The 22377-nt window shown below is 70.2% G+C and carries 8 protein-coding genes; 1 reads left to right on the top strand and 7 read right to left on the bottom strand.

Features of this window, described 5'->3' with window-relative positions:
- Positions 1 to 364: 364 nt before the first annotated feature.
- The 4 genes from ACIRGA_RS22245 to ACIRGA_RS22260 form a co-directional block, all read right to left on the bottom strand.
- Positions 365 to 3058: a LuxR C-terminal-related transcriptional regulator gene (locus tag ACIRGA_RS22245; protein WP_400943916.1), complete on the bottom strand. Its 2694-nt coding sequence runs from the start codon at positions 3056 to 3058 to the stop codon at positions 365 to 367.
- 299 nt (positions 3059 to 3357) lie between these two features.
- Positions 3358 to 3999, bottom strand: coding sequence for an FMN-binding negative transcriptional regulator (locus ACIRGA_RS22250; protein WP_400943919.1), 642 nt, complete (start codon positions 3997 to 3999; stop codon positions 3358 to 3360).
- Positions 3999 to 5540, bottom strand: coding sequence for an FAD-dependent oxidoreductase (locus ACIRGA_RS22255; protein ID WP_400943922.1), 1542 nt, complete (start codon positions 5538 to 5540; stop codon positions 3999 to 4001). The genes ACIRGA_RS22250 and ACIRGA_RS22255 overlap by 1 nt, the downstream gene beginning before the upstream one ends.
- A 119-nt stretch (positions 5541 to 5659) precedes the next feature.
- A complete protein-coding gene (locus tag ACIRGA_RS22260) occupies positions 5660 to 7777 on the bottom strand; it encodes a HelD family protein (RefSeq protein ID WP_400943925.1) in 2118 nt (705 codons plus the stop codon).
- Between the two features lie 76 nt (positions 7778 to 7853).
- Here ACIRGA_RS22260 and ACIRGA_RS22265 point away from each other — a divergent pair, with 76 nt between their 5' ends.
- Positions 7854 to 8423: a PadR family transcriptional regulator gene (locus tag ACIRGA_RS22265; protein ID WP_400943928.1), complete on the top strand. Its 570-nt coding sequence runs from the start codon at positions 7854 to 7856 to the stop codon at positions 8421 to 8423.
- A gap of 81 nt (positions 8424 to 8504) precedes the next feature.
- On the opposite strand, the gene ACIRGA_RS22270 is transcribed toward ACIRGA_RS22265, so the two are convergent.
- Genes ACIRGA_RS22270 through ACIRGA_RS22280 form a run of 3 tightly spaced genes read right to left on the bottom strand, consistent with a single transcriptional unit; the run spans position 8505 to position 22375 of the window.
- Positions 8505 to 9341 (bottom strand): family 16 glycosylhydrolase, encoded by an 837-nt coding sequence (locus ACIRGA_RS22270; protein WP_400943931.1) that lies wholly within the window; start codon positions 9339 to 9341, stop codon positions 8505 to 8507.
- 15 nt (positions 9342 to 9356) lie between these two features.
- Positions 9357 to 17120, bottom strand: coding sequence for an SDR family NAD(P)-dependent oxidoreductase (locus tag ACIRGA_RS22275; protein WP_400943934.1), 7764 nt, complete (start codon positions 17118 to 17120; stop codon positions 9357 to 9359).
- Positions 17117 to 22375 carry a type I polyketide synthase gene (locus ACIRGA_RS22280; protein WP_400943937.1) on the bottom strand — a complete coding sequence of 1753 codons (5259 nt, stop codon included), beginning with the start codon at positions 22373 to 22375 and terminating at the stop codon, positions 17117 to 17119. The genes ACIRGA_RS22275 and ACIRGA_RS22280 overlap by 4 nt, the downstream gene beginning before the upstream one ends.
- Positions 22376 to 22377: the final 2 nt, after the last annotated feature.

Genomic DNA, 22377 nt, shown 5'->3' on the forward strand with positions numbered 1-22377 from the left:
ACTCAAATATAACTCTCGTGGGGGGGGTGCGCGGGGGGGGGTTCTCGCGTTTGCCAAACACACTTTTGGCGCATATGTTTGTCCCCTTTGTGGGGTTCCCCGACACCCTGCACCTTTGCCTCACTCCTCAAGGGAAACGACCGGCGGACCGGCCCTTCCCGGAAACGATTATGTCGCCGTCACCGCGGCACCGTCACCATTCCCGCCGCCCCTAAGCGACCCCTACCCGACTCCTATCGGCCTTGCGGAACCACGGGGCTCCACAGCGGACGCAAGACTCGTGGGTGACGCGAAGGGAGCTTTCCCCGCATCGCGTGCGGGGAAAGCTCCCTTCGCGTCACCTGAAGGCCGGGCTATCCGACTCTTATCGGCCTTGCGGTGAAGCGGCGGACCGGGCATAGGCCTCCACCCGGCTTTGCAGATCGCGCCGGGTGGCCGGCCCCGCCTGGGCCGGCAGGCCGAGGTCGGCGGGCAGATCACTCCGGCTCACGTTGAGCTTGCGGTAGACCCGGGTGAGATGCTGCTCGACCGTGCTGATGGTGACGTGCAGACTGCGGGCGATCTCCCGGTTCGTATTGCCCCAGGAGGCCAGCTCGGCCACCAGCCGTTCGGCGTCGCTGAGCGATTCCAGCCCCTGCTCGGCTCCTGTGCCGCCGGCGCGGGCGGGCCGTTGCTGCCCGGTGAGCCCGGACACCAAGGGCTCGGCGCGGCACAACGTGGCCAGGTGCAGCGCGCGGCGGGTCACCATCCGAGCTCTGCGGCCGTCCCCGGAAGCGCGATGGGCGTCGCCCAGCACGGCCAGCGCCTTGGCCAGTTCCAGCCGGTCCTGCGCCGCCTCCAGATGCTCCACCGCCACCGCGGCGGTCCGGGCGCGGCTGCGGTCTCCCCGATCCGTGTTGCTCGCCCGGATGCGGGCCTCGACCCCGCGCAGCTTGCCGCAGTCACCGCCGGGCAGGCTCGCCTGCTCGTCCAGCAGCCGCACCACTTCCGCGCCCTCGCCGAGTTGCAAGTGGACCTCGGCGGCGTCGGACCGCCAGGGCAGCAAGACCGGGCTGTCCAGCTCCCATTCGGCCATCAGCGAACCGATCGACCGGAAGTCGCCGAGAGCGGCACGGAAACCCCCGGTGTGGAGGTAGTAGTAGCCGCGCGAGCGCAGATACCGCAGGCCCCAAACGGTGCGGAACATGGCGGCGGGCACCGGCCTGCCCAGCTCTGCGGCCGCGTCCTCGAACCGGCCCATGCCCACCAGCGCGGCGACGAGCGTGCTCAGCGGGCCGCCGATGGCGGTCCCCCAGCCTTCGGCGGGCAGGACGTCGAGCGCCCGCCGGGCGTGCGTCTCGGCCGCGGGCAGGTCGCCCGCCGTCAACGCGATATGCGCGCGGGACCCGAGAAGCGTCGCCTCCAGCGACAGGATGCCGCGCCGTTCCGCCTCTTCGAGCAGCTGATCACACCAATGCGCCGCACTGCCCAGCTCGTCGGCGTAGACCAGGGACAGCAACGCGAACAGGCACGGTTCGAGCGGCATCCGCCGGAGAGCGCAGACTTCCAGCAGGCGCAGCGCTTCGCGCACCAGATCCTCGCTCGGGCCGTTGACGATCACGGCACGCAGGACGTGCATCGAATGCAGCAGCGCGTCGCTGGCCCTGGTCACCACGTCGTTGCGGGCCTGCTCGGGATCGACGGAGGCGAGGTGCCCGGTCATCCCCGGATGGGTGATCGCGATATGCAGCGAGAGGGTCTGCACATCCGCGGCGTCGTCCGGGGCGAACTTGTCCTCGTTGGTGGCCAGCCAGTCCAGGATCGGGCCCGCCTCGTCGTACCAGCCGTGCCAGAGCAGCTGCCCGGCCAGCATGATCGCCTCGCGGGCGGTGAATCCGCCGCTTTCGACGGCCTCGACGGCACTTCCGAGCCAGCGCGGAACGGTCGCCGGGTCGAGCAGCCAGCCCAGCGAGATCGCGCGGGCGTCGACACGGGAGGACTCGCGGCCCGGGCGAGGGTGCGCCGCCAGATGCAGGTACCGGCGCGCGAGGTCGACGTCGCCCTCGTCGAGGCAGCGTCCTGCCGCGTCGAACAACGCGGTGACCGCCCATTCGTCCGGCGCGCAACCCGCTTCCAGCAGGAGCGCGGCGACCTCGCCGTCCTCCGCGCCACGCGAGCGCAGCGCGGAGGCCGTGCGGACTCGCAGATCGGTGGCACGAGCCGCGCTGACCACGGAGTGCACGGCGGCGGCCAGCCCCGGCGACCGGAACGCGGGCACGTCCCCGTCGGCGAACAGGCCGATGCCGCCCAGAGCGCGCACGAGCGCGGGCAACTGTGCTTCGTCGACACCGAGGACGGCGGCGAGCACGGCCGGATCCATCGTGTCGCCGAGCACCGCGACGCACTCCGCGAGCTCGGCCGCCTGCGGCGCGATCCGGCCGAGGCAGACCGACACCACCTCACGGAAGGCGTGGCCCGGTGACACCGGCAGCCGATCTTCCGGGTCGACCGCGAGCAGGTCTTCCACGAGAGCGCGTACCAGCAGCGGGTTTCCGGCGGTCATGGCGTACACCTCGGCGACGAGCTCGGGATCGCCGGGGCCGTCCAGGTGGCCGGAGAGCACCTCCAGCACCCCGGACGGCGTCAGCGCGGGCAGTCTGATCGACCGGAAACCGGGCAGCCGCAACAGTTCCGCGTACATCGCGGCCCAGGACGGCGTGGCCTCGACGTCACCGGCCAGCACGACCAGCACGCCGAGGGCACTCAACCGCGCCGCGGCGGCGGGCAGCCCCACCGGCGCGGCGCCCACCCGGTGCAGATCGTCCACGAACACGGCCAGCGGACCCTCAGCGACCAGCTCGGCGAGTGCCGCCACCGGGTCTTTCCCCGGGTGCCCCGCCGCGGCGGCCACCTCGGCCACAAGGTCCCAAGGGTCCGTACCGCTCGAAGCGGCCGCGACTGTGACACAACGCACGCCGGCCTCGGCGGCCAGCCGGGCGAATTCGGCCAGCAGCACGGTCTTTCCGCTGCCGATGGAACCGCGCACCGTCACGACACCGCCAAGGCCGGCTTTCACCATCCCTTCCAAGGTCACCAATTGCCGATTACGTTCGACCAGCGCAACCACAAAGACCCCCACGGCACATTTATTTTTGCACAGCGGAGCCAGACCGACATATTCGCCGGCCAAGAGACCCCAGACACACCCCAGTCATCGGGAAATTGAGACCCAGTCCCGATGCTACGTGTTGATCACGATACCAGAGGAGTTGCCGGGATGTCAGGTCACACAGAGCGATCCGACTTATCACCCATTTGATCTATTGATATGCGTCAGCCGATTCAAGCACGCCGATAAACGACTGTGCTTTACCTCATTCATGAATATTTGGGAAACGGGTTGTGCTGTTCCAGTGCTTCTGCCATGCGCAGCGAACTCTCCGTTCCCCGTGCCCGAAATGCCTTCGCTTGGGCGGACATGTCACGCGGTGTCTTGTTCTGCCCCAGTTTGAATATGCCGTCGATCCGGCCGATGAAGATCTCGAAACCCTGGATGAGTTGCAGATACTCGTCGAATAGCTCCGAGGACTCGCGAGGCAGCACGTACGGCTCTTTGGGAGCCAGACGGGCCTCCTGATCGGCGATCAGATCGGTCAGCTGACGCACTGTCCTCGCGTCGTCGAGCAGCCGTGGCCGCCCCTTCACGTGCACCGCCGCGTAGGCCCAAGTCGGGAAATGCGGCTGGCTTTCGTAGTGATCCGGCGAGATGTACGAACTCGGGCCGGTGAAGGCCACCAGCACTTCGACGTTCTCGGACAATGCCTTCGCGATCGGATTGCCCCGCGACAGGTGACCGCGCAGCTTGCCGTACGGCCAGGAATCGCGGTCGAGCACGAACGGGAGATGCACGGCGGCGGGCGAGCCGAACATGGACAGGGTGAGCAGACCGAACGGGTACTCCTCGATGAGGTCGTGCTGCGCCTCCAGATCGGGGGCGCGGAAGTACTCGGGCCGGTACATCAGTCCTCCACCAGTGCGAAACTGTCCAGAGCGGACAGATAGTCGAGTACCGCCTGAGCGTCGTCCGCGGGCGCGACGAGGCCGATGTAGCCGTCGGGCCGCACCAGGACGAGCCGGTCGTCCGGCGCGGCGTACGCCTCGGGATGTTCGGCCAGCAGAACCGTGCGCACGTCGCCGGGCTGGCTGTCGGCCACGACGCCGAGCGCGGCGGCGGTACTCGCGCCGACACCCACCAGCGTCAGATGCGGGCCGCGGAAGACATCGAACAGCGTGGTCGCGCCGTCACCGGCTCCCGGGCACGGCGAATCGGGCGCCCGGTCACCCGCGCGGAGGGCACCCCCGCTGACGAGGTCGCGGCTGAGCGGACCTTCCCGGTAGTTCAGGCCGAGTTGCAAAGAGGCCTCGGTCAGCCCCTTCTCGGCGCCTCCCTTGCCGGCCAGCATCGCCTCGAAGATCAGGTCGCCCGCGTCGCAGGCGGTCTTGAGCGTCCACTCGGCGATGGGCACCCGCTCGCGCTCATAGGTGTCGAGCAGCCCGTCCTCGGCGCCGCCGAGCACCCTGGCCAGCTTCCAGCTCAGGTTGTACGCGTCCTGCACGCCGGTGTTCGCGCCGAGCGCGGCCGTGACCGGGTGCACGTGGGCGGCGTCGCCCGCCAGGAAGACGCGGTCGACGCGCAGGGTGTCGACCATCCGCACGTTCCGTTTCATGGTCGACATCCAGGTCGGGTTGCCGAGCCGGATCGGCATCCCGGTGATCCGGTCCACCGCGGACTGCAGGGCCTCGAGCGACGGACCCATCGGCGTGCCGTCGGCGTCCATCGGCGGTGACGCCTGGATCTGCCAGGTGCCGGTGTCCGCGAGCGGGCACAGCAAGAGGATGCCGCGTTCCATGTCGTACCACTGGTACCAGGCGTCGGGCTCCAGCCCGTCGACCTCGACGTCCCCGACGAGCAGCTTGCGGTCTTCCTCGGTGAATCCGCGGAACTCCAGCCCGAGCGACTTGCGCACGGTGCTCGCCCCGCCGTCGCACCCGACCAGGTAATCGGCGGTGACCTCTTCGGACCCCTCGGCCGAGCCGAGCGTCGCCTTCACTCCTTCGGCGCCCTGCTCGAACCGAAGCAGTTCGACACCGGACTCGACCGTGTATCCGGTTCCCGCGAGCCGATCCCGGAGGATTCCCTCCACCAAGGACTGCCGGACGAACAGCAGCCGCCGGTACGGGGCGTCCGGCCGCGGATCGTTGGCCTCGTAAGGAACCGCTTCACTGACGATCTGATCGCGGTGATAACGCCGGAACGGCAACCGGGTGGTGCCCACGCGCATGACCTGGTCGACGACGCCGAAGTCGTCGAACACTTCCTGGGTGCGTGGCTGGATCCCGGCTTTACCGCGGGACGCGGTGGTGAACTTCGCGTCCCGGTCGATGATGCGCACCGAGACACCTCGCCGTGCGAGGTCGTAGGCCAGTGTGAGACCGGTGGGACCGGCGCCCACGACAAGAACATTGACAGAATTCATTGTTATTCCACATCCAGAATTCATGAGATCTCGCCGACAAGGAGAATCGCCTCAACGATTCACTCACGCTATCCAGCCGCCGAATCCAACCCCACCCCTAACCGACCCTTACGATCGCCGCCGAAACCGGATTCCACGGTGGACTAATGGACGTCGGCGAGCACGCGTTCGTCCGCGAGAGCCGCCGGGAGCGGCCGGGCGTGCACGACGTGAAGCCTGCTCACCGCCCGGGTCAGTGCCACGTACAAACGCTGCAGCCCGCGAGGCTCCGCGTCGACGATGCGGCTCGGCTCGATGACCAGGACCGTGTCGTATTCAAGACCTTTCGCCAGGGTCACCGGTGCCAGCGTCACGCGTTCCGCCTCCAGGGCGTCGCCGCCGAGGACCGTGTGCCCGATACCCTCGGCCGTCAAGGCCGCGTGCAATTCCGGAATCTCTTCGTCTGCGGCGATGAGGCAAACGGAGCCTTCACGGGCCAGTGCGTTTTCGCATGACTCGATGATCGTTCGGGTCCGCTCGTCCTCGCTGGTCCTGGTCACGTGCAGGGCGTCCGCGCTGTGCCGGAAGGAAGTCGGGCCCGTCAGGTCCGGGGCGATATGCGGCAGGAGGCGGGCCGCGTAATCCAGCACCTCGGCCGGCACCCGATAGCCGCGGTCGAGGACTTCGATCCGCCCGCGGAGACGGTCGAGGTGGGCGAGCACCTCCGACCAGTCCCGCACCGCCGACGGGCTCGTCGCCTGCGCCAGGTCTCCCAGCACCGTGCAGGCTCCCGCGACCCGGCGGGAGATCGCCCGGAAATGCATCGGACTGAGATCCTGGGCCTCGTCGATCACGATGTGCCCCAGCCGGACCGGCCGATCGACCAGGCCCGCGGCTTCGTCGAGCAGGGCCAGGTCGAGTGTCGACCAGATCATCGCCTTGGCACTGCGCGGACGCGGGCTCAGCAGAATGGTCTGCTGCTGCTCCGCCGATAGGACCCCGTCGGCCGCGGCGGCCAGCCGGTCCGGGTCGGTGAGAAGGTCGAAGACCAGGCGGGCGGGGTCGATGGCGGGCCACATTTGGCGGACGGCCTGGCCGATCGCCCTGTTCCGGCAGAGCTGGGTCAACGTGGTCCCCGCCCGGCCGACCCGTTCCATCTGGCGCAGCACGCGATGCGCCAGGCGCTGGACGAGCAGTTCGCGGCCGGCGCCGTAGCCGGTTCGCCTGCTGAGCACGTCCTCGAGTTCGGCGGCCTGCTCCTCGACGGACACCCGCCAGGTGCGGTGCTGGTGTTTGAGCTCGAGGGCCTCCGTCGGCTGAGTGATCTGAGACCACAGATGGCGCTTGAGCACCTCCGCCATCTCCAGGCTGCCCTTGACGCGTGCCGCCGCCGGGTCGTCGACGCGACCGACAGTGCGGCCCTGGCCGGTGAGGTCGTCGATGGTGACCTGGGAGACCTCGATCTCGCCCAGCGCGGGCAGGACGTTGCGGATGTAGGCGAGGAACGAACTGTTGGGGCCGATGACGGCGACGCCGCCCTCCTTGCGCAGCCTGTCTCTTTCGGAGAAGAGCAGGTACGCCAACCGGTGCAGGCCCACCGCGGTCTTGCCGGTGCCCGGCGCGCCCTGGATGCACAGCGTCTGGTCGGCGGAGGCGCGCACCAGGCGCATCTGCTCGGGCTGGATCGTGGCCACGATGTCGCGCATCGGTCCCTGGCGGGGACGCTCGATCTCCGCCGCCAGCAGGCCGCCCCCGTCGTCGGAGTTGTGCTCGCCGGTGAACGGTTCGTCTTCGTAGGCGGTCAGCACGCCGTTCTGGTCGAAGCCGTACCGGCGGCGGACGCGCACGCCCATCGGGTCCAGGGAGGACGCTTCGTAGAAGGCGCGGGAAAGCATGGCGCGCCAGTCGATCACGATGGGCTCGCCGTCTTCGTCACGGACACCGCGACGGCCGACGTACACGAGGTCGCTGTCCTCGGTGCGCGTATGGGAGTCGCCGCCGCGCACCAGGTCGGCCTTGATGTCGAAGACATCGCCCGCCGGGTAGTCGAGGCGGCCGAAGAACAGCGGCACGTCGTCGAAGCCGGACAGGTCCTTGACCACCTGCTTGCGGAACTCGCGCAGCGCGTGGTTGAAGTACTTGTCCGTGACGGCGTCGCCCTCGGCCGCGCCGCTGTCGAGCATCGCGGTGGCCTCGCCGCGCATGCGGTTCAGCTTCGCGCGGCAGTGCTCCATGAAATCGCGCTCGACGCGGATCTCCGGCTCGACGGCCTGCCCGTCCATGTTCGCCCCCTGAAGCCGTCCGTGCAAAATAGTACAATCAGACTATACTTGCCGGACCAAGTTACGGGGAGCAGGAGTGCGGACTCTCACTGCGCTGGGCCTCACGGTGCTGCGCCTGCTCACCGATCGGCCACAGCACGCGTACGAGCTGCGGCAGCGGATGCGGGAACAGGGCCTGGACCAGATCGTCAAGGTCACGCACGGCGCGCTGTACAACACGGTGGACACCCTGGCGAAGGCCGGGCTGATCGAGCCGGTCGAGACCGTCCGCGAAGGCAGGCGCCCCGAACGCACCGTCTACTCGATCACCACGGCAGGCCGCGAGCTCGCCCGCGAACGGTTGCGCGAGCTACTGGTCACCCTCACCCCGGAGTACCCCGCCTACTGCGCCGCGCTGGCGTTCATGTCCCTGCTGACGGCGGAGGACGCCGCGAGCAGGCTCGAGCATCGCTGCGTACTGCTCGAAGGCAGGCTCGCGGCGTCGCAGGCCGAGTACGACGCGCTGACCGGACGCGACGTGCCGCGTGTGGCCCTGGTGGAGATGCGACACTTGCGCGCCCATCTGCGGGCGGACCTCGACCTCACGCGGGCCCTCATCGACGAGATCCACAGTGGACGGCTGGAGCTGGGCACATCTGCCGTTTGAGGGCCTCTGGCCCAGTGGGTCGTGAGTGGCATTTCGGGTTCTAACCCGAAACGCCACTCACGAGGTCCGGCACCGCCGATTTCACGTGATCGACCGGACGACACGCGGCGCCAGCTCCGCGACGGTGACGCGGTCGACGAGCATCGTCGTCGGGAAGGCGGCGGGGTCGGGCTCTCCCGGCATGACCGGGCCGCCCGGGCTGCCGACCACCACGAGCAGTCCGACGAAGACCTCCTGGTTGAACAGCCAGCCCTTCGGGGTGGTGTCGGCCGGGGTGAGCCGCAGGTATTCGTGGCCGTCGAGGTACCAGGTGATCGAGTCCGGGTCGCGGGTCCACACGACGGAGTAGGTGTGGAAGTCCTCGCTCAGCGGCCGTCCGTCCGGCGTGGCGGTGGCGGTGCCCATCCCCAGCGACGGCAGCTGGTGGCACTCGGGCGAGTGCACGACGCCGTACACGTTGGCGGGCTCGGAGTTGACCACTTCGAAGATGTCCAGCTCGCCGGAGAGATACCAGCCCTGCAGCGGTTCGGTGTCCCCGAGGTGGCGCATCCGGTTCGCCCACGCGAACATCGCGCAGTCGAGGCCCAGTCCCGGCGCGGTCTTGACCACGGCCTCGACCTTGAGCGCGCCGCCCGGCGCCGGGACGAAGTCCTCGCGCACCGTCTCGATCCAGGCCGAGACGTAGCCGTCTTCTTCGCTGTGCGTGGCCGTCATCCGCAGGTGCCCGTCGCCGTCCAGGCTCAGGTGGCCGGTGTCGTCCGAGTAGGACTCGATCCCGGCCGCCCACGGCTTGCCGGTGATCACCTTCCAGCGGTCGCGGTCGAGCGGTGCGCCCCGCGGGCCGTCGAAATCGTCCTGCCACAGGATCTGCCAGTCCGCCGAAGTGGGCTGCGAGCCGGGCGAGTTCAGCGTGTCCATGATTCCTCTTTCTTCTTACGGGGTGGCCAGCTCGGCACGCAGGTAGCGCATGAGCTCGAGGGGGGTCGCGTGGTCGAAGACCAGCGTCGGTGCCAAGTCCAGGCCGGTCGCCGTGGCCAGCCGGTTGCTCAGCTCGACCGCGGTCAGCGACGCGAAGCCGAGGTCGAGCAGGTCGGCCTCCGGTGGCACCTCGTCCGGAGAGTCGTGGCCCAGCACGGCCGCGATGGCGGCTCGCAGCAGGTCCAGCACGGCCTTGTCGCGGCCGCTCTGGTCCAGTGAGTCGAGCTCCTGGCGGAGATCGGCGACGACGACTTCGTCCGGCTCAGTGGCCGGGCCGACCGTGGCCGGCTCGGCGTCCAGCCAGAAACGCTTGCGCTGGAACGGATAGGTGGGCAGCTCGACCCGGGGAGCTTCGATTCCTTCGAGTACCGCGGGCCACTCCACGCCGACGCCGCGGACATGCAGGGCGCCGAGCGCGGCCAGCACCGACTCCGGTTCGGGCCGGTCCGCCCGCAGCAACGCGGTGGCGCCCGGCGTCAGCGCGGAAAGCGGCCCGTCCGGGCCGATCTCGACGAAGGTCGTCACGCCGGCGGCCTTTGCCGCGGCCACGCCGTCGGCGAAGCGGACCGTCTCGCGCACGTGGCGGACCCAGTACTCGGGCGAGCGCAGTTCCTCGCCGCCCACCTGCCCGGTCAGGTTCGACACGATGGGCATCGACGGCTCGCGGAATTCGACGTCGTCGAGCACCCGGCGGAAGTCGGCCAGCATGGGCTCCATCAGCGGCGAGTGGAACGCGTGGCTCACCCGCAGCCGCTTGGTCCGGCGGCCCCAGGCGCGGACGGTCTCGGCGATCCACGTGACCGCCTCGTCCGCTCCGGAGACGACCACCGCCGACGACCGGTTCACCGCGGCGAGGCTCACCGACTCGGTGAGCAAGGGCGCCACCTCGGCTTCGGTGGCCTCGACAGCGACCATCGCGCCGCCTTCCGGCAACGCCTGCATCAGCCTGCCGCGGGCCGCGACCACCCGGCAGGCGTCGGCGGTCGACCAGAGCCCGGCGACGTGAGCCGCCACGAGTTCACCGATCGAGTGCCCGGCCAGCATTTTCGCCGTCACGCCCCATGATTCGAGCAGCCGGTGGAGCGCCACCTCGAACGCGAACAGCGCGGGCTGGGCGAATTCGGTGCGGTCGAGGAGTTCGGGCTTCTCCCATACGACGTCGGCCAGCGGGCCGAATTCGCCGCAGATCTCGTCGAAGGTCTTGGCGAACACGGGGAACCGGGCGGCCAGTTCCCTGCCCATCCCGGCTCGCTGGGAACCCTGACCGGAGAACAGGAAACAGACCGCGCCGGGTTCGGGCACGCCGACGCTGACCTGCGCGGCCGGAGTGCCGGTCGCGATCGCGGTCAGGCCGCGCTCCAACTCGGCGCGGTCACGGGCGATCACCACCGCCCGGTGGTCGAAGACGGTCCGCGTGGTCGCCGACGACCACGCGATACCCGCCAGGTCCCGATCGGCCACGAGCCGGAAGCGCTCGGCCTGCTCGCGCAAGGCCTGCTCGCTCTTCGCGGACAGCAGCACGGGGACGGCGACATCGTCGCGAGGCTCCGGCGCCGACGCGACTTCGGCGGGCGGGGCTTCGAGGATGACGTGCGCGTTCGTCCCGCTGATGCCGAAGGACGACACCGCGGCGCGGCGCGCCCGGCCTGCTTCAGGCCATTCCTGTCGCCGGGTCAGCAGAGCGACCTCGCCGGCCGTCCAGTCGACGTGGGAGGAGGGCTCGTCCACGTGCAGGGTCTCGGGCAGCACGCCGTGCCGCATGGCCTCCACCATCTTGATGACCCCGGCGACGCCGGCCGCGGCCTGGGTGTGCCCGAGGTTCGACTTCACCGAACCCAGCCACAGCGGGTGTTCGCGGTCCTGGCCGTAGGTGGCGAGCAGCGCCTGTGCCTCGATCGGGTCACCCAATGTCGTACCCGTGCCGTGCGCTTCCACGGCGTCCACGTCGCGGGCGGACAGGCCCGCGCTGTCGAGCGCCTGACGGATGACTCGCTGCTGTGACGGTCCGTTCGGCGCGGTGAGGCCGTTCGAGGCGCCGTCGGAGTTGACCGCGCTCCCCCGCACGACCGCCAGCACGGGATGGCCGAGGCGCCGGGCGTCCGACAGCCGTTCCACCAGCACGGCGCCCGCGCCCTCGCCCCAAGCGGTCCCGTCGGCGGCTTCGGCGAAGGATTTGCAGCGGCCATCCACCGCGAGCCCTCGCTGGCGGCTGAAGTCCACGAACGCCGCGGGCGTCGCCATCACCGTCACACCGGAGGCGATGGCGGAGTCGCACTCCCCCTGCCGCACGGCTTGCGCCGCCAGGTGCAGTGCCACCAGCGACGACGAGCACGCGGTGTCGATCGTGAGCACGGGACCTTCGAGCCCCAGTGTGTAGGCGAGCCTACCGGAGGCGACGCTGCCCGCGTTGCCGCTGCCCAGATAGCCCTCGACGTCCTCCGGGACGACCAGCAGCCGGGCGGCGTAGTCGTGGTACATCATCCCGGTGAACACGCCGGTCCGGCTGCCGCGCATAGAGCGTGGGTCGATCCCGGCGCGCTCGAAGAGCTCCCAGGTGATCTCCAGCAGCAGCCGCTGCTGAGGGTCCATCGCGATCGCTTCGCGCGGCGAAATGCCGAAGAACGCTGCGTCGAACTGGGCCGCGTCGTGCAGGAACCCGCCTTCGCGGACGTAAGACCGGCCGCGGCGATCCGGGTCCGGGTCGTAGAGCCCCTCGACGTCCCACCCGCGGTCCGCCGGGAACGGCGTGATCGCGTCCCGGCCCGCCGAGACGAGGTCCCACAGCTCCGACGGCGACGTGACACCGCCCGGATAACGGCAGCTCATCGCCACGATGACGACCGGATCGTCGTCGGCGGGTGCCTGCCGTGCCCGCTCGGCCGGCTCGGGCGAGGCGCCGTGCAGTTCCCGGCGCAGGTGCTCGGCCAGCGCGGCCGGCGTCGGATGGTCGAAGACCAGGGTCGCCGTCAGCCGCAGGCCGAGCGCGGCGTTGAGCTGGTTGCGCAGCTCGACGGCGGTCAGCGAATCGAAACCGAGCTCCTTGAAGGCTCGGTCCGGGTCGATGGCGCCGGCGCCGCCGTGGCCGAGTACCGCCGCGACTTCGGCCAGCACCAGGTCCAGCAGTTCGGCTTCGCCGGGAACGCCGGTGGCGCGGGGCGCCGGAGTCCGGGCCGGGACCCGGACCAGGTCCCGCACCAACGGATGGGGCTCGGATTGGTCACGCAGGACGGCGAGGTCGAGTTTGATCGGGACGAGGGCGGGGTGGTCCGCGGCGCGCGCGGCGTCGAAGAGCGTGAGGCCTTCTTCGGCTGTCAGCGCGGCGGTGCCCCCTCGCGTCATCCTGGCCAGATCGTTCGCCCCGAGGCCGCCGGCCATCCCGCCCTGTTCCCATAGTCCCCATGCCAGGGACGTCGCCGGGAGGCCACGGGCGCGGCGGGACTGCGCGAACGCGTCGAGGAAGGCGTTGGCCGCGGCGTAGCCGGCTTGACCCGCTCCGCCGAAGACACCGGCGGCCGAAGAGAACACCACGAATTCGGTGTCGTCGTCGGTGAGCTCTTCGAGGTGCAGAGCACCGTCGACCTTCGCGCGCAGCACCCGGTCGACCTGGTCCGCGGACAGACCGCCGACGACGCCGTCGTCCAGGATCCCGGCCGCGTGCACCACCATGCCGACGCGTCCCACCCGGGACAGCGCGTCGGCCAGTGCGGCGCGGTCGGCGACATCGCAGGCGATGACCTCGACGCCGTCGCTGATCCCCTCCGGCACCGTGCCCGTGCGGCTGAGCAGCACGAGGTCGCGGACTCCGTGCTCGGCGGCCAGATGCCGGGCCACCAGCAGACCGAGACCACCGGTGCCCCCGGTGATCAGCACCTTGCCCCGAGGTCCGCGGCCGTCCGGTTCGTTCGGCACAGCGGCTCTGGTCAGCCGGGGCGCCAGCACCGCGTCGCCGCGGACCGCCAGCTGCGGTTCGGCCGAGGCGGGCACGATCCCGCGTTCGTCGAGGTCGACGAGCTGGAAGCGGCCGGGATGTTCGGTCTGTGCCGACCGGACCAGGCCCCAGACCGCGGCGTTGGTCAGATCCGGCTCGTCACCTGGCCCGGTGGAGACCGCGCCGCGCGTGGCGAACACGAGCCGCTCGGGGCGGTCTTCGGCCAGCCAAACCTGGATCAGGTGCAGCGCGCGGTTGGTCGCCGCGTGGATCTCGTCGACGGTGCCGCCACCGGCCGGGAACTCCTCGACGACAGTGTCCTGTTCCGCTGCTTCGCCCGGCTGGGCGGGCTTCCACTCGAGTGTGAAGAGCGAGTCATGGCCCGCGGGGAGCGGACGCGGGACCAGTGAGCCGATCGACAGCACCGGACGTCCGGCATCGTCGGTGGCGAGCAGCGAGATCCCTTCCGGTGCCGACGGCGTGATCCGGACCCGGAGCGCGGTGGCGCCGGTCGAGTGCAGCGTCACCCCTCGCCAGGCGAACGGCAGCCCGCTGCCCGCGTACTCCGCCAGCGCCGCGGCGTGCAGCGCGGCGTCGAACAGCGCCGGATGCAAACCCTGGCCGCCGCTTTGCCCGCCAGGCAGCCGAATTTCGGCGAAGATCTCCTCGCCGCGGGTCCACACCGCTTCCGCACCACGGAAAGCGGGCCCATACGCGATGCCATGGTCGGCGAACCGGCCGTACAACTCGTCGATGTCGGCAGGCTCCGCTCCGCGCGGCGGCCACTCGTGCACGGCGTCGAAGGACGAAGGATCGCCCGTCGCCGTCAGTGAACCGGTCGCGTGGCGGGTCCATGGCACGTCGCTCTGGCGCGCGAAGAGGTTCAGCTCGCGGCGCCCCGATCCGTCCGGCTCGTCAGCGGTCAGCTGGAGCTCCACCGCACCTTCGGCGGGCACGACGAGCGGGGCTTCGAGCACGAGGTCGTGGAGGTGGCCCGAGCCGATCCGGGCCGCGGCCTGCAGCGCGAAGTCGACGAGTGCCGTACCGGGAGCGACGGCCGCTCCGTGCACGGTGTGATCGCGCAACCAGGGCTGCCCGGCGACCGAGAGTTCACCGGTGCACACGAAGCGATCGCGGCCGGCTATCTCCACCACCGAGGTGAAGGTGGCGGGCTCGTCAGAGGCGTCGCGCAGCCAGTAACGCTCGCGCTGGAACGGGTACGTCGGAAGGTCGATCCGGCGGGCGCCGTCGAACAGCGGCGCCCAGTCGATCGGCACCCCACGGACGAACAACCGGCCCAACGCGGCCATCAGGGCGGGCTCTTCCGGGCGATCCGCGCGCAAGGCCGCGACGGCACCTTCGTCCGCCATCGCCGTCAAAGCGCCGCCTGGCCCGATTTCCAGGAACGTGGTGACACCGCGCGCCCTGGCCGTGGCGACCCCATCGGCGAACCGGACCGGCTCACGGACATGCCGCACCCAGTACTCCGGCGTGCACAACTCCTCCCCCGCCACCTCACCGGACAGGTTGGACACGATCACCTTCGACGGTGCGCGGAACTCCACTTCTTCAAGCACACGACGGAATTCCGCCAGCATCGGCTCCATCAACGCCGAATGGAAAGCGTGACTCACGTGCAACCGCTTCACCTTGCGACCGAGCCCGGCGAACTCCGCGGCGACCGCCAACACGGCCTCTTCCCCACCGGAGATCACCACTGACGCAGGACCGTTGACCGCCGCGATACCCACGCCGTCGATCAACAACGGGACGACTTCCGCTTCCGAAGCCTGCACCGCCACCATCGCGCCACCCGAAGGCAACGCCTGCATCAGTTTTCCGCGCGCTGCCACCACCCGGCACGCGTCATCCAACGACCACACACCGGCGACATACGCCGCGGCGAGTTCACCGATCGAATGCCCGACGAGAACATCCGCGACGACACCCCACGACTCCAACAACCGATACAGGGCAACCTCGAACGCGAACAACGCGGGCTGCGTGAATTCCGTGCGGTGCAAGTCATCCGAAGACCACACGACGTCCCGCAAAGACTCGAAACGGGAACACACCTCGTCGAAAGCCTCTGCGAACACCTGGAACCGAGCAGCCAGCTCACGACCCATCCCCACCCGCTGCGAACCCTGACCCGCGAACAGGAAACCCAGCCGGCCGTCCGCGATCGCGGTGCCAATGGTGCCGCCGTCGGCGATGGTGTCGAGGCCGAGCAGCAGCTCGTCCCGGTCGGCGGCGACGAACGCCGCCCTGCGTTCCAAGCCCGCCCTCGTGGTCGCCAGTGAGAAGGCCACGTCGGCGGGCTCCAGGTCCCGCGCGGCCGCGCGTACCCGCCGGGCCGACTCGCGGACCGCCGCGACGTCGCGTCCGGACAGGACCACCGGAAGAGGCGCCGCGACAACGGATTCCCTCGGCTCCACGGCTGGTTCTTCGACGGCTTCGAGGATCACGTGCGCGTTGGCACCGCTCACCCCGAACGACGACACACCGGCCCGGCGCGGCTCGGCGGTCTCCGGCCAGTCGCGTGCTTCGGTGAGCAGCCGGACATCGCCGGCCGACCAGTCGACGTGGGTGGAGGGCCGGTCGACGTGCAAAGTCTTCGGCAGCAAGCCGTGCCGCATGGCGAGCACCATCTTGATGACGCCCGCCATCCCGGCGGCGGCCTGCGTGTGGCCGATGTTGGACTTCACCGACCCGAGCCACAGCGGGCGTTCGCGCTCCTGCCCGTAGGTGTCGAGGATGGCCTGCGCCTCGATCGGGTCGCCGAGGGTCGTGCCGGTGCCGTGCGCCTCGACCACGTCGACCTGTCCGGCGGTCACCCGTGCGTTCGCCAGCGCCTGCCGGATCATCCGTTGCTGCGAAGGGCCGTTGGGCGCCGTCAGCCCGTTCGAAGCGCCGTCGGAGTTGATCGCCGAACCGCGTACGACCGCCAGCACGGGGTGCCCGTTGCGCCGGGCGTCGGAAAGGCGTTCCAGCAGCAGCACACCCGCGCCCTCGGCCAGGCTGGTGCCGTCGGCGGAGTCGGCGAACGTCTTGCACCGGCCATCGGGGGCGAGTGCCTGCTGGCGGCCGAATTCGGCGAACGTGCCCGCCGTGGCCATGACCGTCACCCCGGCGGCCAGGGCGAGGGTGCACTCGTCCTGTCGCAGGGACCGGCACGCCAGGTGCAGCGCGATCAGCGACGACGAGCACGCGGTGTCGACGGTCAGGGACGGGCCTTCGAAGCCGAAGGTGTACGACACCCGGCCGGAGGCGATGCTGCCCGCGCTGCCGTTGCCGACGTACCCGGCCACCCCGGGCGGGATCGACCGCAGCCGCGAGCCGTACTCGTTGTTGAGCACGCCCGCGAACACGCCGGTCCGGCTGCCGCGCAGGGTGCGGGGATCGATCGCGGCGCGTTCGAGCACCTCCCACGATGTCTCCAGCAGCAGCCGCTGCTGCGGGTCCATCGCGAGCGCCTCGCGCGGGGAAATCTCGAAGAAGGCGGGGTCGAAGTCCGCCGCGTCATAAAGGAAACCGCCGTGGCGGACTTCGCCGATGCCGCGTCCGTCGGCGCCCCAGCCGCGGTCGTCCGGGAACTCCGAGATGGCGTCGGTCCCGCCGGCCAGCAGGTCCCAGAACTGCTCCGGGGACCGCACGCCACCGGGAAACCGGCAGCTCATCGCCACGATCGCGATGGGCTCCTCGGCCGCGGCGGTGAGCTGCCGGAGCCGTTCGGTCTCCTTGAGCGAGGCTCGCAGTGCCTCGACGACCTTCTCCTGCGACGTGGTCATCGGCCCGCTCCCGCTTCCAGCGCCAGGTCGATCAGACCGGCGACGTCCAGTTCGTCGATCTCCGCCGCCGCGTCGCGCACGGGTGCCGTCACGGGGGCGGGCTCAGCCGGGAACAGCCGCTCGCGCAGGAAACCGGCCAGTGCCGCGGAGGTCGGGTGGTCGAACACGAGGGTCGCCGGCAGGCGCAGCCCGGTGGCCGAGCTGAGCCGGTTGCGCAGTTCGACGGCGGTGAGCGACTCGAACCCCAGGTCCGTGAAAGCGCGTCCGGACTCGATCTCCTGCGGCGACGAGTGCCCGAGCACGCTCGCGACGTGCCCCCGCACCAAGTCGACAAGTGCCCATTCCCGCTCGCCCTCGGGAAGCCCGGCGAGCCGCTGCTTCAAGCCGCCTTCGATGGCCACGCCCGCCGAGGCGCGGCGCACCGGCGCCCGGACGAGATCGCGCAGCAGCGTCGGGACGGTTTCCGGGCGGGCACGCAGTTTGGCGGTGTCGAACTTGACCGGCACCAGCACCGGGTGGGCCGAATTCAGTGCCGCGTCGAACAACGTCAGCCCGTCCCGCGAAGCCAGCGGGATCATGCCGCCCTTCATCATCCGCGCGACGTCGGTGTCGCCGAGGTGCTCGGTCATCGCGCTGCGCTGCGCCCACAACGCCCACGCCAGGGAAACGGCGGGGAGGCCCTGCGCGCGGCGGTGGCAGGCGAAGGCGTCGAGGAACGCGTTGGCGGCGGCGTAGTTCGCCTGTCCCACGCTGCCGAACGTGCCGGCCGCCGAAGAGAACACCACGAAGGCCGAGAGCCCGGCGTCCTTGGTCAGCTCGTGCAGGTTGACCACGGCGTCGACCTTCGGCGTGAACACCCGGTCCACCCGGTCCGGGGACTGGGCGGTGACGACGCCGTCGTCCAGGACGCCTGCGACGTGCACGACCGCGGACAACCGCCCTTCCAGCCCGGACAGCACCTCCGCGAGATCGGCGCGGTCGCCGACGTCGCAGGCAAGGATCTTCACCTTCGCCCCGAGCCGCTCGAGCTCCTCGGCCCCTTCGATGGCGCCGCGACGGCTGAGCAGCACGAGGCTCCGCGCCCCGTGCGCCTCGACGAGGTGCCGGGCGACGAGCCTGCCGAGCGTCCCGGTCCCGCCGGTGACCAGCACCGTCCCCGTGAGGTCGACGGGGTTGTCTTGGCCGGCCGAAGCGCGGGCCAGTCGCGGGCAGTGGATCTCTCCCGCGCGGATCGCCAGCTGGGGCTCGCCGGTCGCCAGCGCGGCCGGGAGCGCCGACGCGGACGCCGGATGCTCGTCGATGTCGAGCAGGACGAACCGGCCGGGGTGCTCGGTCTGCGCGGTCCTGAGCAGCCCCCACACCGTGGCCGCGGCCAGGTCCTGATCGGGGTCGCCGCTCCCGGTGAGCACCGCGCCGCGCGTGCAGAACACCAGCGTGCTCTCGGAAAGCCGGTCGTCGGCCAGCCACTGCTGGACGAGCTCCAGTGCCCGCCCGGTGATCGCCCGGGCCTCGGCCGCCAAGTCCCCGGTCCCTCCGGCCAGCGTGACGAGCACGATGGCGGGCGGGGACCCGGCCGCTTCCGCCGGCGAGCCGTAGCGCTCGACGCGCAGGCCGGTGAGCCCGAGGTCGTCGCGGAGCACGCCGATCGCCTGATCGTGTGGCAGATTCCCTTGCCGCACCGGCTTCCAGGCGACGTGGAACAGCGAGTCGTGGCCCGTGCGCAACCGGTCCTTGGTCACCGGGCGGACCGTCAGTGACTCGACGGTCAGCACCGGCGCACCGCTCTCGTCGGTCAATGCCACCTGGTAGGTCTCCGGTCCGGTCGCCGCGACCCGCACCCGGACCGCGGCCGCTCCGGCGGCGTGCAGTGTCACGCCCTGCCACGAGAACGGCAGATGGGCCTGGTCCTGTTCGGACGCGGTGAGCGCGACCGCGTGCGACGCCGCGTCGAGCAGCGCCGGGTGCAGGCCGTACTGCCCGGCCTGCCCGGCATGTTCTTCGGGCAGGCGGACCTCGGCGAACACCTCGTCGCCGCGGCGCCACGCGGCACGCAGACCCTGGAACGCGGGCCCGTGGCCGTAGCCGCGCTCTGCGAACGCGGTGTAGAAGCCGTCGACCGGCACGGGATCCGCGTCCGGCGGCGGCCAGGCCGCGGCCGTGTCGAACCCGGATTCGCCGGGTTCCGGACTCATCACGCCGGTGGCGTTACGCACCCATTCGCCCGCGTCGCCGTTCCGGGTGTGCACCTGGAACGCCCGGCCGCCCTCCTCGCCCTCCGGTTCCGTCACCACTTGGATCTGCACGCCGCCGCTTTCCGGAAGCACCAGCGGCGCCTCCAGCACCAGCTCGTCGACCCGGCCGCAGCCGGCGAGATCGGCCGCGTGCACGGCGAGCTCGACGAACCCGGTGCCGGGCAGCAGTACCGAGCCGAAGACCCGGTGCTCGGCCAGCCAGCCGTGGTCGCGCAGGGAAATCCGGCCGGTGAGGACCAGCGCGCCGTCCGGCGTTTCGACGGCCGCGCCCAGCAACGGATGACCGGCCTGCCGCAAACCGGCCGATTCGAGATCCGCGCCCGTCGATCCCGACACCGGAAGACGGTGGCGCTGTCGCTGGAACGGATAGGTGGGAAGGTCGACGCGGTGCGCGCCGGTGAAGGCCGGTGTCCAATCGACCTCGACACCGTGGACGTAGGCCTCGCCGAGTGACAGCAATACGCGGTCCAGGCCGCCTTCGTCACGACGAAGGGTGCCGACAGCGACGGCTTCTTCGGCGGTCTGCTGAATGGCCATGGTCAAGACCGGATGGGCGCTCGCTTCGACGAACACACCGAAACCCTGCTCCGACAACGACCTGATCGCGTTCCCGAACTCCACCGTCTGGCGCAAGTTCCGGTACCAGTACTCGGCATCCAGACCCGAACCGTCGACCAGCTCGCCACTGACGGTGGAGAACAACGGAATCCTGCCGGACGTCGGCTTGACCCCAGCGAGAACGTCCAGCAACTCCGCGCGGATCTGCTCCACCTGAACCGAATGCGACGCATAATCCACCGGAATCCGCTTCGCCCGAACCCCGTCTCGTTCACACGCCGCCATCAGCTCGTCCAGCGCCGCGGGATCACCCGACACCACCGTCGCCGTCGAACCATTCACCGCGGCAACCGACAAGCCCTCGGCCAAACGCACCTCGCCCACCGGCAGAGCAACCGAAACCATCCCGCCCTTACCAGCCAGTGCGGTGATCGCCTTACTCCGCAACGCAACCACCCGCGCACCATCAACCAACGACAGAGCACCACTCACACACGCGGCCGCGATCTCACCCTGCGAATGACCCACCACCACATCAGGGCGAACACCGTACGACTCCCACACCGCAGCCAACGACACCATCACCGCCCACAACACCGGCTGAACCACATCAACCCGCGCCAACGCGGCCTCATCACCCAAAACGTCGACAAGAGACCAGTCCACAAAGGACGACAACGCCTCCGCACACTCATCCAAACGCGCAGCGAAAACCGGAGAAGACCCATACAGCTCCAGGCCCATCCCAGCCCACTGCGAACCCTGACCCGGGAACACGAACACGACCTTGCCCGGATCACCCGCCACACCGCGCACCAGACCGGCGACCTCCTCGCCGTCGGCCAGCGCCCGGAGCCCCTTCTCGGCCGAGCGCTCCTCGCGGGTCACCAGAACGGCGCGACATTCGAAACCGGAGCGGGTAGTGGAGAGAGAGAAGCCGATGTCGGGCAGTCCGGTGTCCACAAGGGAGGACAGCTGCCAGGCCGCTTCGCGCAGCGCGGGCTCGGTCTTGGCAGAGAGGACCAGCGGCACAAAGGAGTCCACAGTGGACGGCTCCGGCGTCTCGGCCGGAACGTGTTCCAGGATCACGTGGGCGTTGGTTCCACTGACCCCGAACGACGACACACCGGCCCGACGCGGACGATCCACCTCCGGCCACGGCCGCGCTTCGGTCAGCAGCGACACCTTGCCCGCCGACCAGTCCACATGCGACGAAGGTTCGTCGACGTGCAAAGTCTTCGGTAGCAGGCCGTTCCGCATGGCCATCACCATCTTGATCACACCGGCGACCCCGGAGGCGGTCTGGGCGTGGCCGATGTTGGACTTGATCGACCCGAGCCACAACGGCCGCTCGCGGCCCTGTCCATACGTCGCCAGCAACGCCTGCGCCTCGATCGGATCGCCCAGCGTGGTGCCCGTGCCGTGCGCTTCCACGGCGTCGACCTGGTCGGCCGAGAGCCGGGCGTTGACGAGTGCCTGCCGGATGACCTCCTGCTGGGACGTGCCGTTCGGCGCGGTCAGCCCGTTCGACGCGCCGTCCTGGTTGATCGCCGAACCCCGCACGATCGCCAGCACCGGATGCCCGAGACGACGCGCCTCCGACAGCCGCTCGACGAGGACGAGGCCGACGCCTTCGGACAGGCCCATCCCGTCGGCGGCGTCGGCGAACGCCTTGCAGCGCCCGTCGTGGGCGAGCCCGCGTTGCCTGCTGAACCCGGTGAATGAAGCCGGGGTGGCCATCACCGCGACCCCGCCCGCCAGCGCGCGCTCGCACTCGCCGTGCCGCACCGCCTGGACCGCGAGGTGGAGTGCGGTCAGCGAAGACGAGCACGCGGTGTCGATGGTGACCGCCGGGCCTTCGAGCCCCAGCACATAGGCGATCCGGCCGGACACCACGCTCGGATTGCTCGCGGTGACCACGTAACCCTCGTAGCTGTCCGGCGCCTGCTTCAGCAGCACGCCGTGGTCCTGGTAGTGACAGCCGACGTAGACGCCGGTGCGGCTGCCCTTGAGCGACAGCGGGTCGATGCCCGCGCGTTCGAGGGTTTCCCACGCGGTTTCCAGCAGCAGCCGCTGCTGCGGATCGGTGGCGGCCGCTTCGCGTGGCGAGATCCCGAAGAAGCCCGCGTCGAAATCGTCCACATCGGACAGGAAGCCGCCCTCTCGCACGTAGGTCCGGCCCGGTGTGTCGGGGTCCGGGTCGTAGAGCGCGTCGGCGTCCCAGCCGCGATCGGCCGGGAATCCGGAGATCAGATCGGCTTCGGCCACCAGCAGCCGCCACAACTGCTCCGGCGAGCGCACCCCGCCGGGGAAGCGGCAGCCCATGGCGACCACCGCGACCGGGTCGGGTGCCCGGTCCTGCACCTCGGCCAGCCTGCGGCGGGTCTGCCGCAGCTCCGCGGTCACTCGTTTGAGATAGTCCCGGAGTTTCTGTTCCTCAGCCATTT

This window comes from Amycolatopsis sp. NPDC102389 (genome assembly GCF_044765885.1).
Lineage (GTDB): Bacteria > Actinomycetota > Actinomycetes > Mycobacteriales > Pseudonocardiaceae > Amycolatopsis.

What these genes read in the sequence shown, in the direction of transcription:
- ACIRGA_RS22280 (WP_400943937.1), bottom strand. Translation starts at nt 22,375, where the DNA reads ATGGCTGAGGAACAGAAACTCCGGGACTATCTCAAACGAGTGACCGCG.
- ACIRGA_RS22260 (WP_400943925.1), bottom strand. Translation starts at nt 7,777, where the DNA reads ATGGACGGGCAGGCCGTCGAGCCGGAGATCCGCGTCGAGCGCGATTTC.
- ACIRGA_RS22270 (WP_400943931.1), bottom strand. Translation starts at nt 9,341, where the DNA reads ATGGACACGCTGAACTCGCCCGGCTCGCAGCCCACTTCGGCGGACTGG.
- ACIRGA_RS22250 (WP_400943919.1), bottom strand. Translation starts at nt 3,999, where the DNA reads ATGTACCGGCCCGAGTACTTCCGCGCCCCCGATCTGGAGGCGCAGCAC.
- ACIRGA_RS22255 (WP_400943922.1), bottom strand. Translation starts at nt 5,540, where the DNA reads ATGAATTCTGGATGTGGAATAACAATGAATTCTGTCAATGTTCTTGTC.
- ACIRGA_RS22245 (WP_400943916.1), bottom strand. Translation starts at nt 3,058, where the DNA reads ATGGTGAAAGCCGGCCTTGGCGGTGTCGTGACGGTGCGCGGTTCCATC.
- ACIRGA_RS22275 (WP_400943934.1), bottom strand. Translation starts at nt 17,120, where the DNA reads ATGACCACGTCGCAGGAGAAGGTCGTCGAGGCACTGCGAGCCTCGCTC.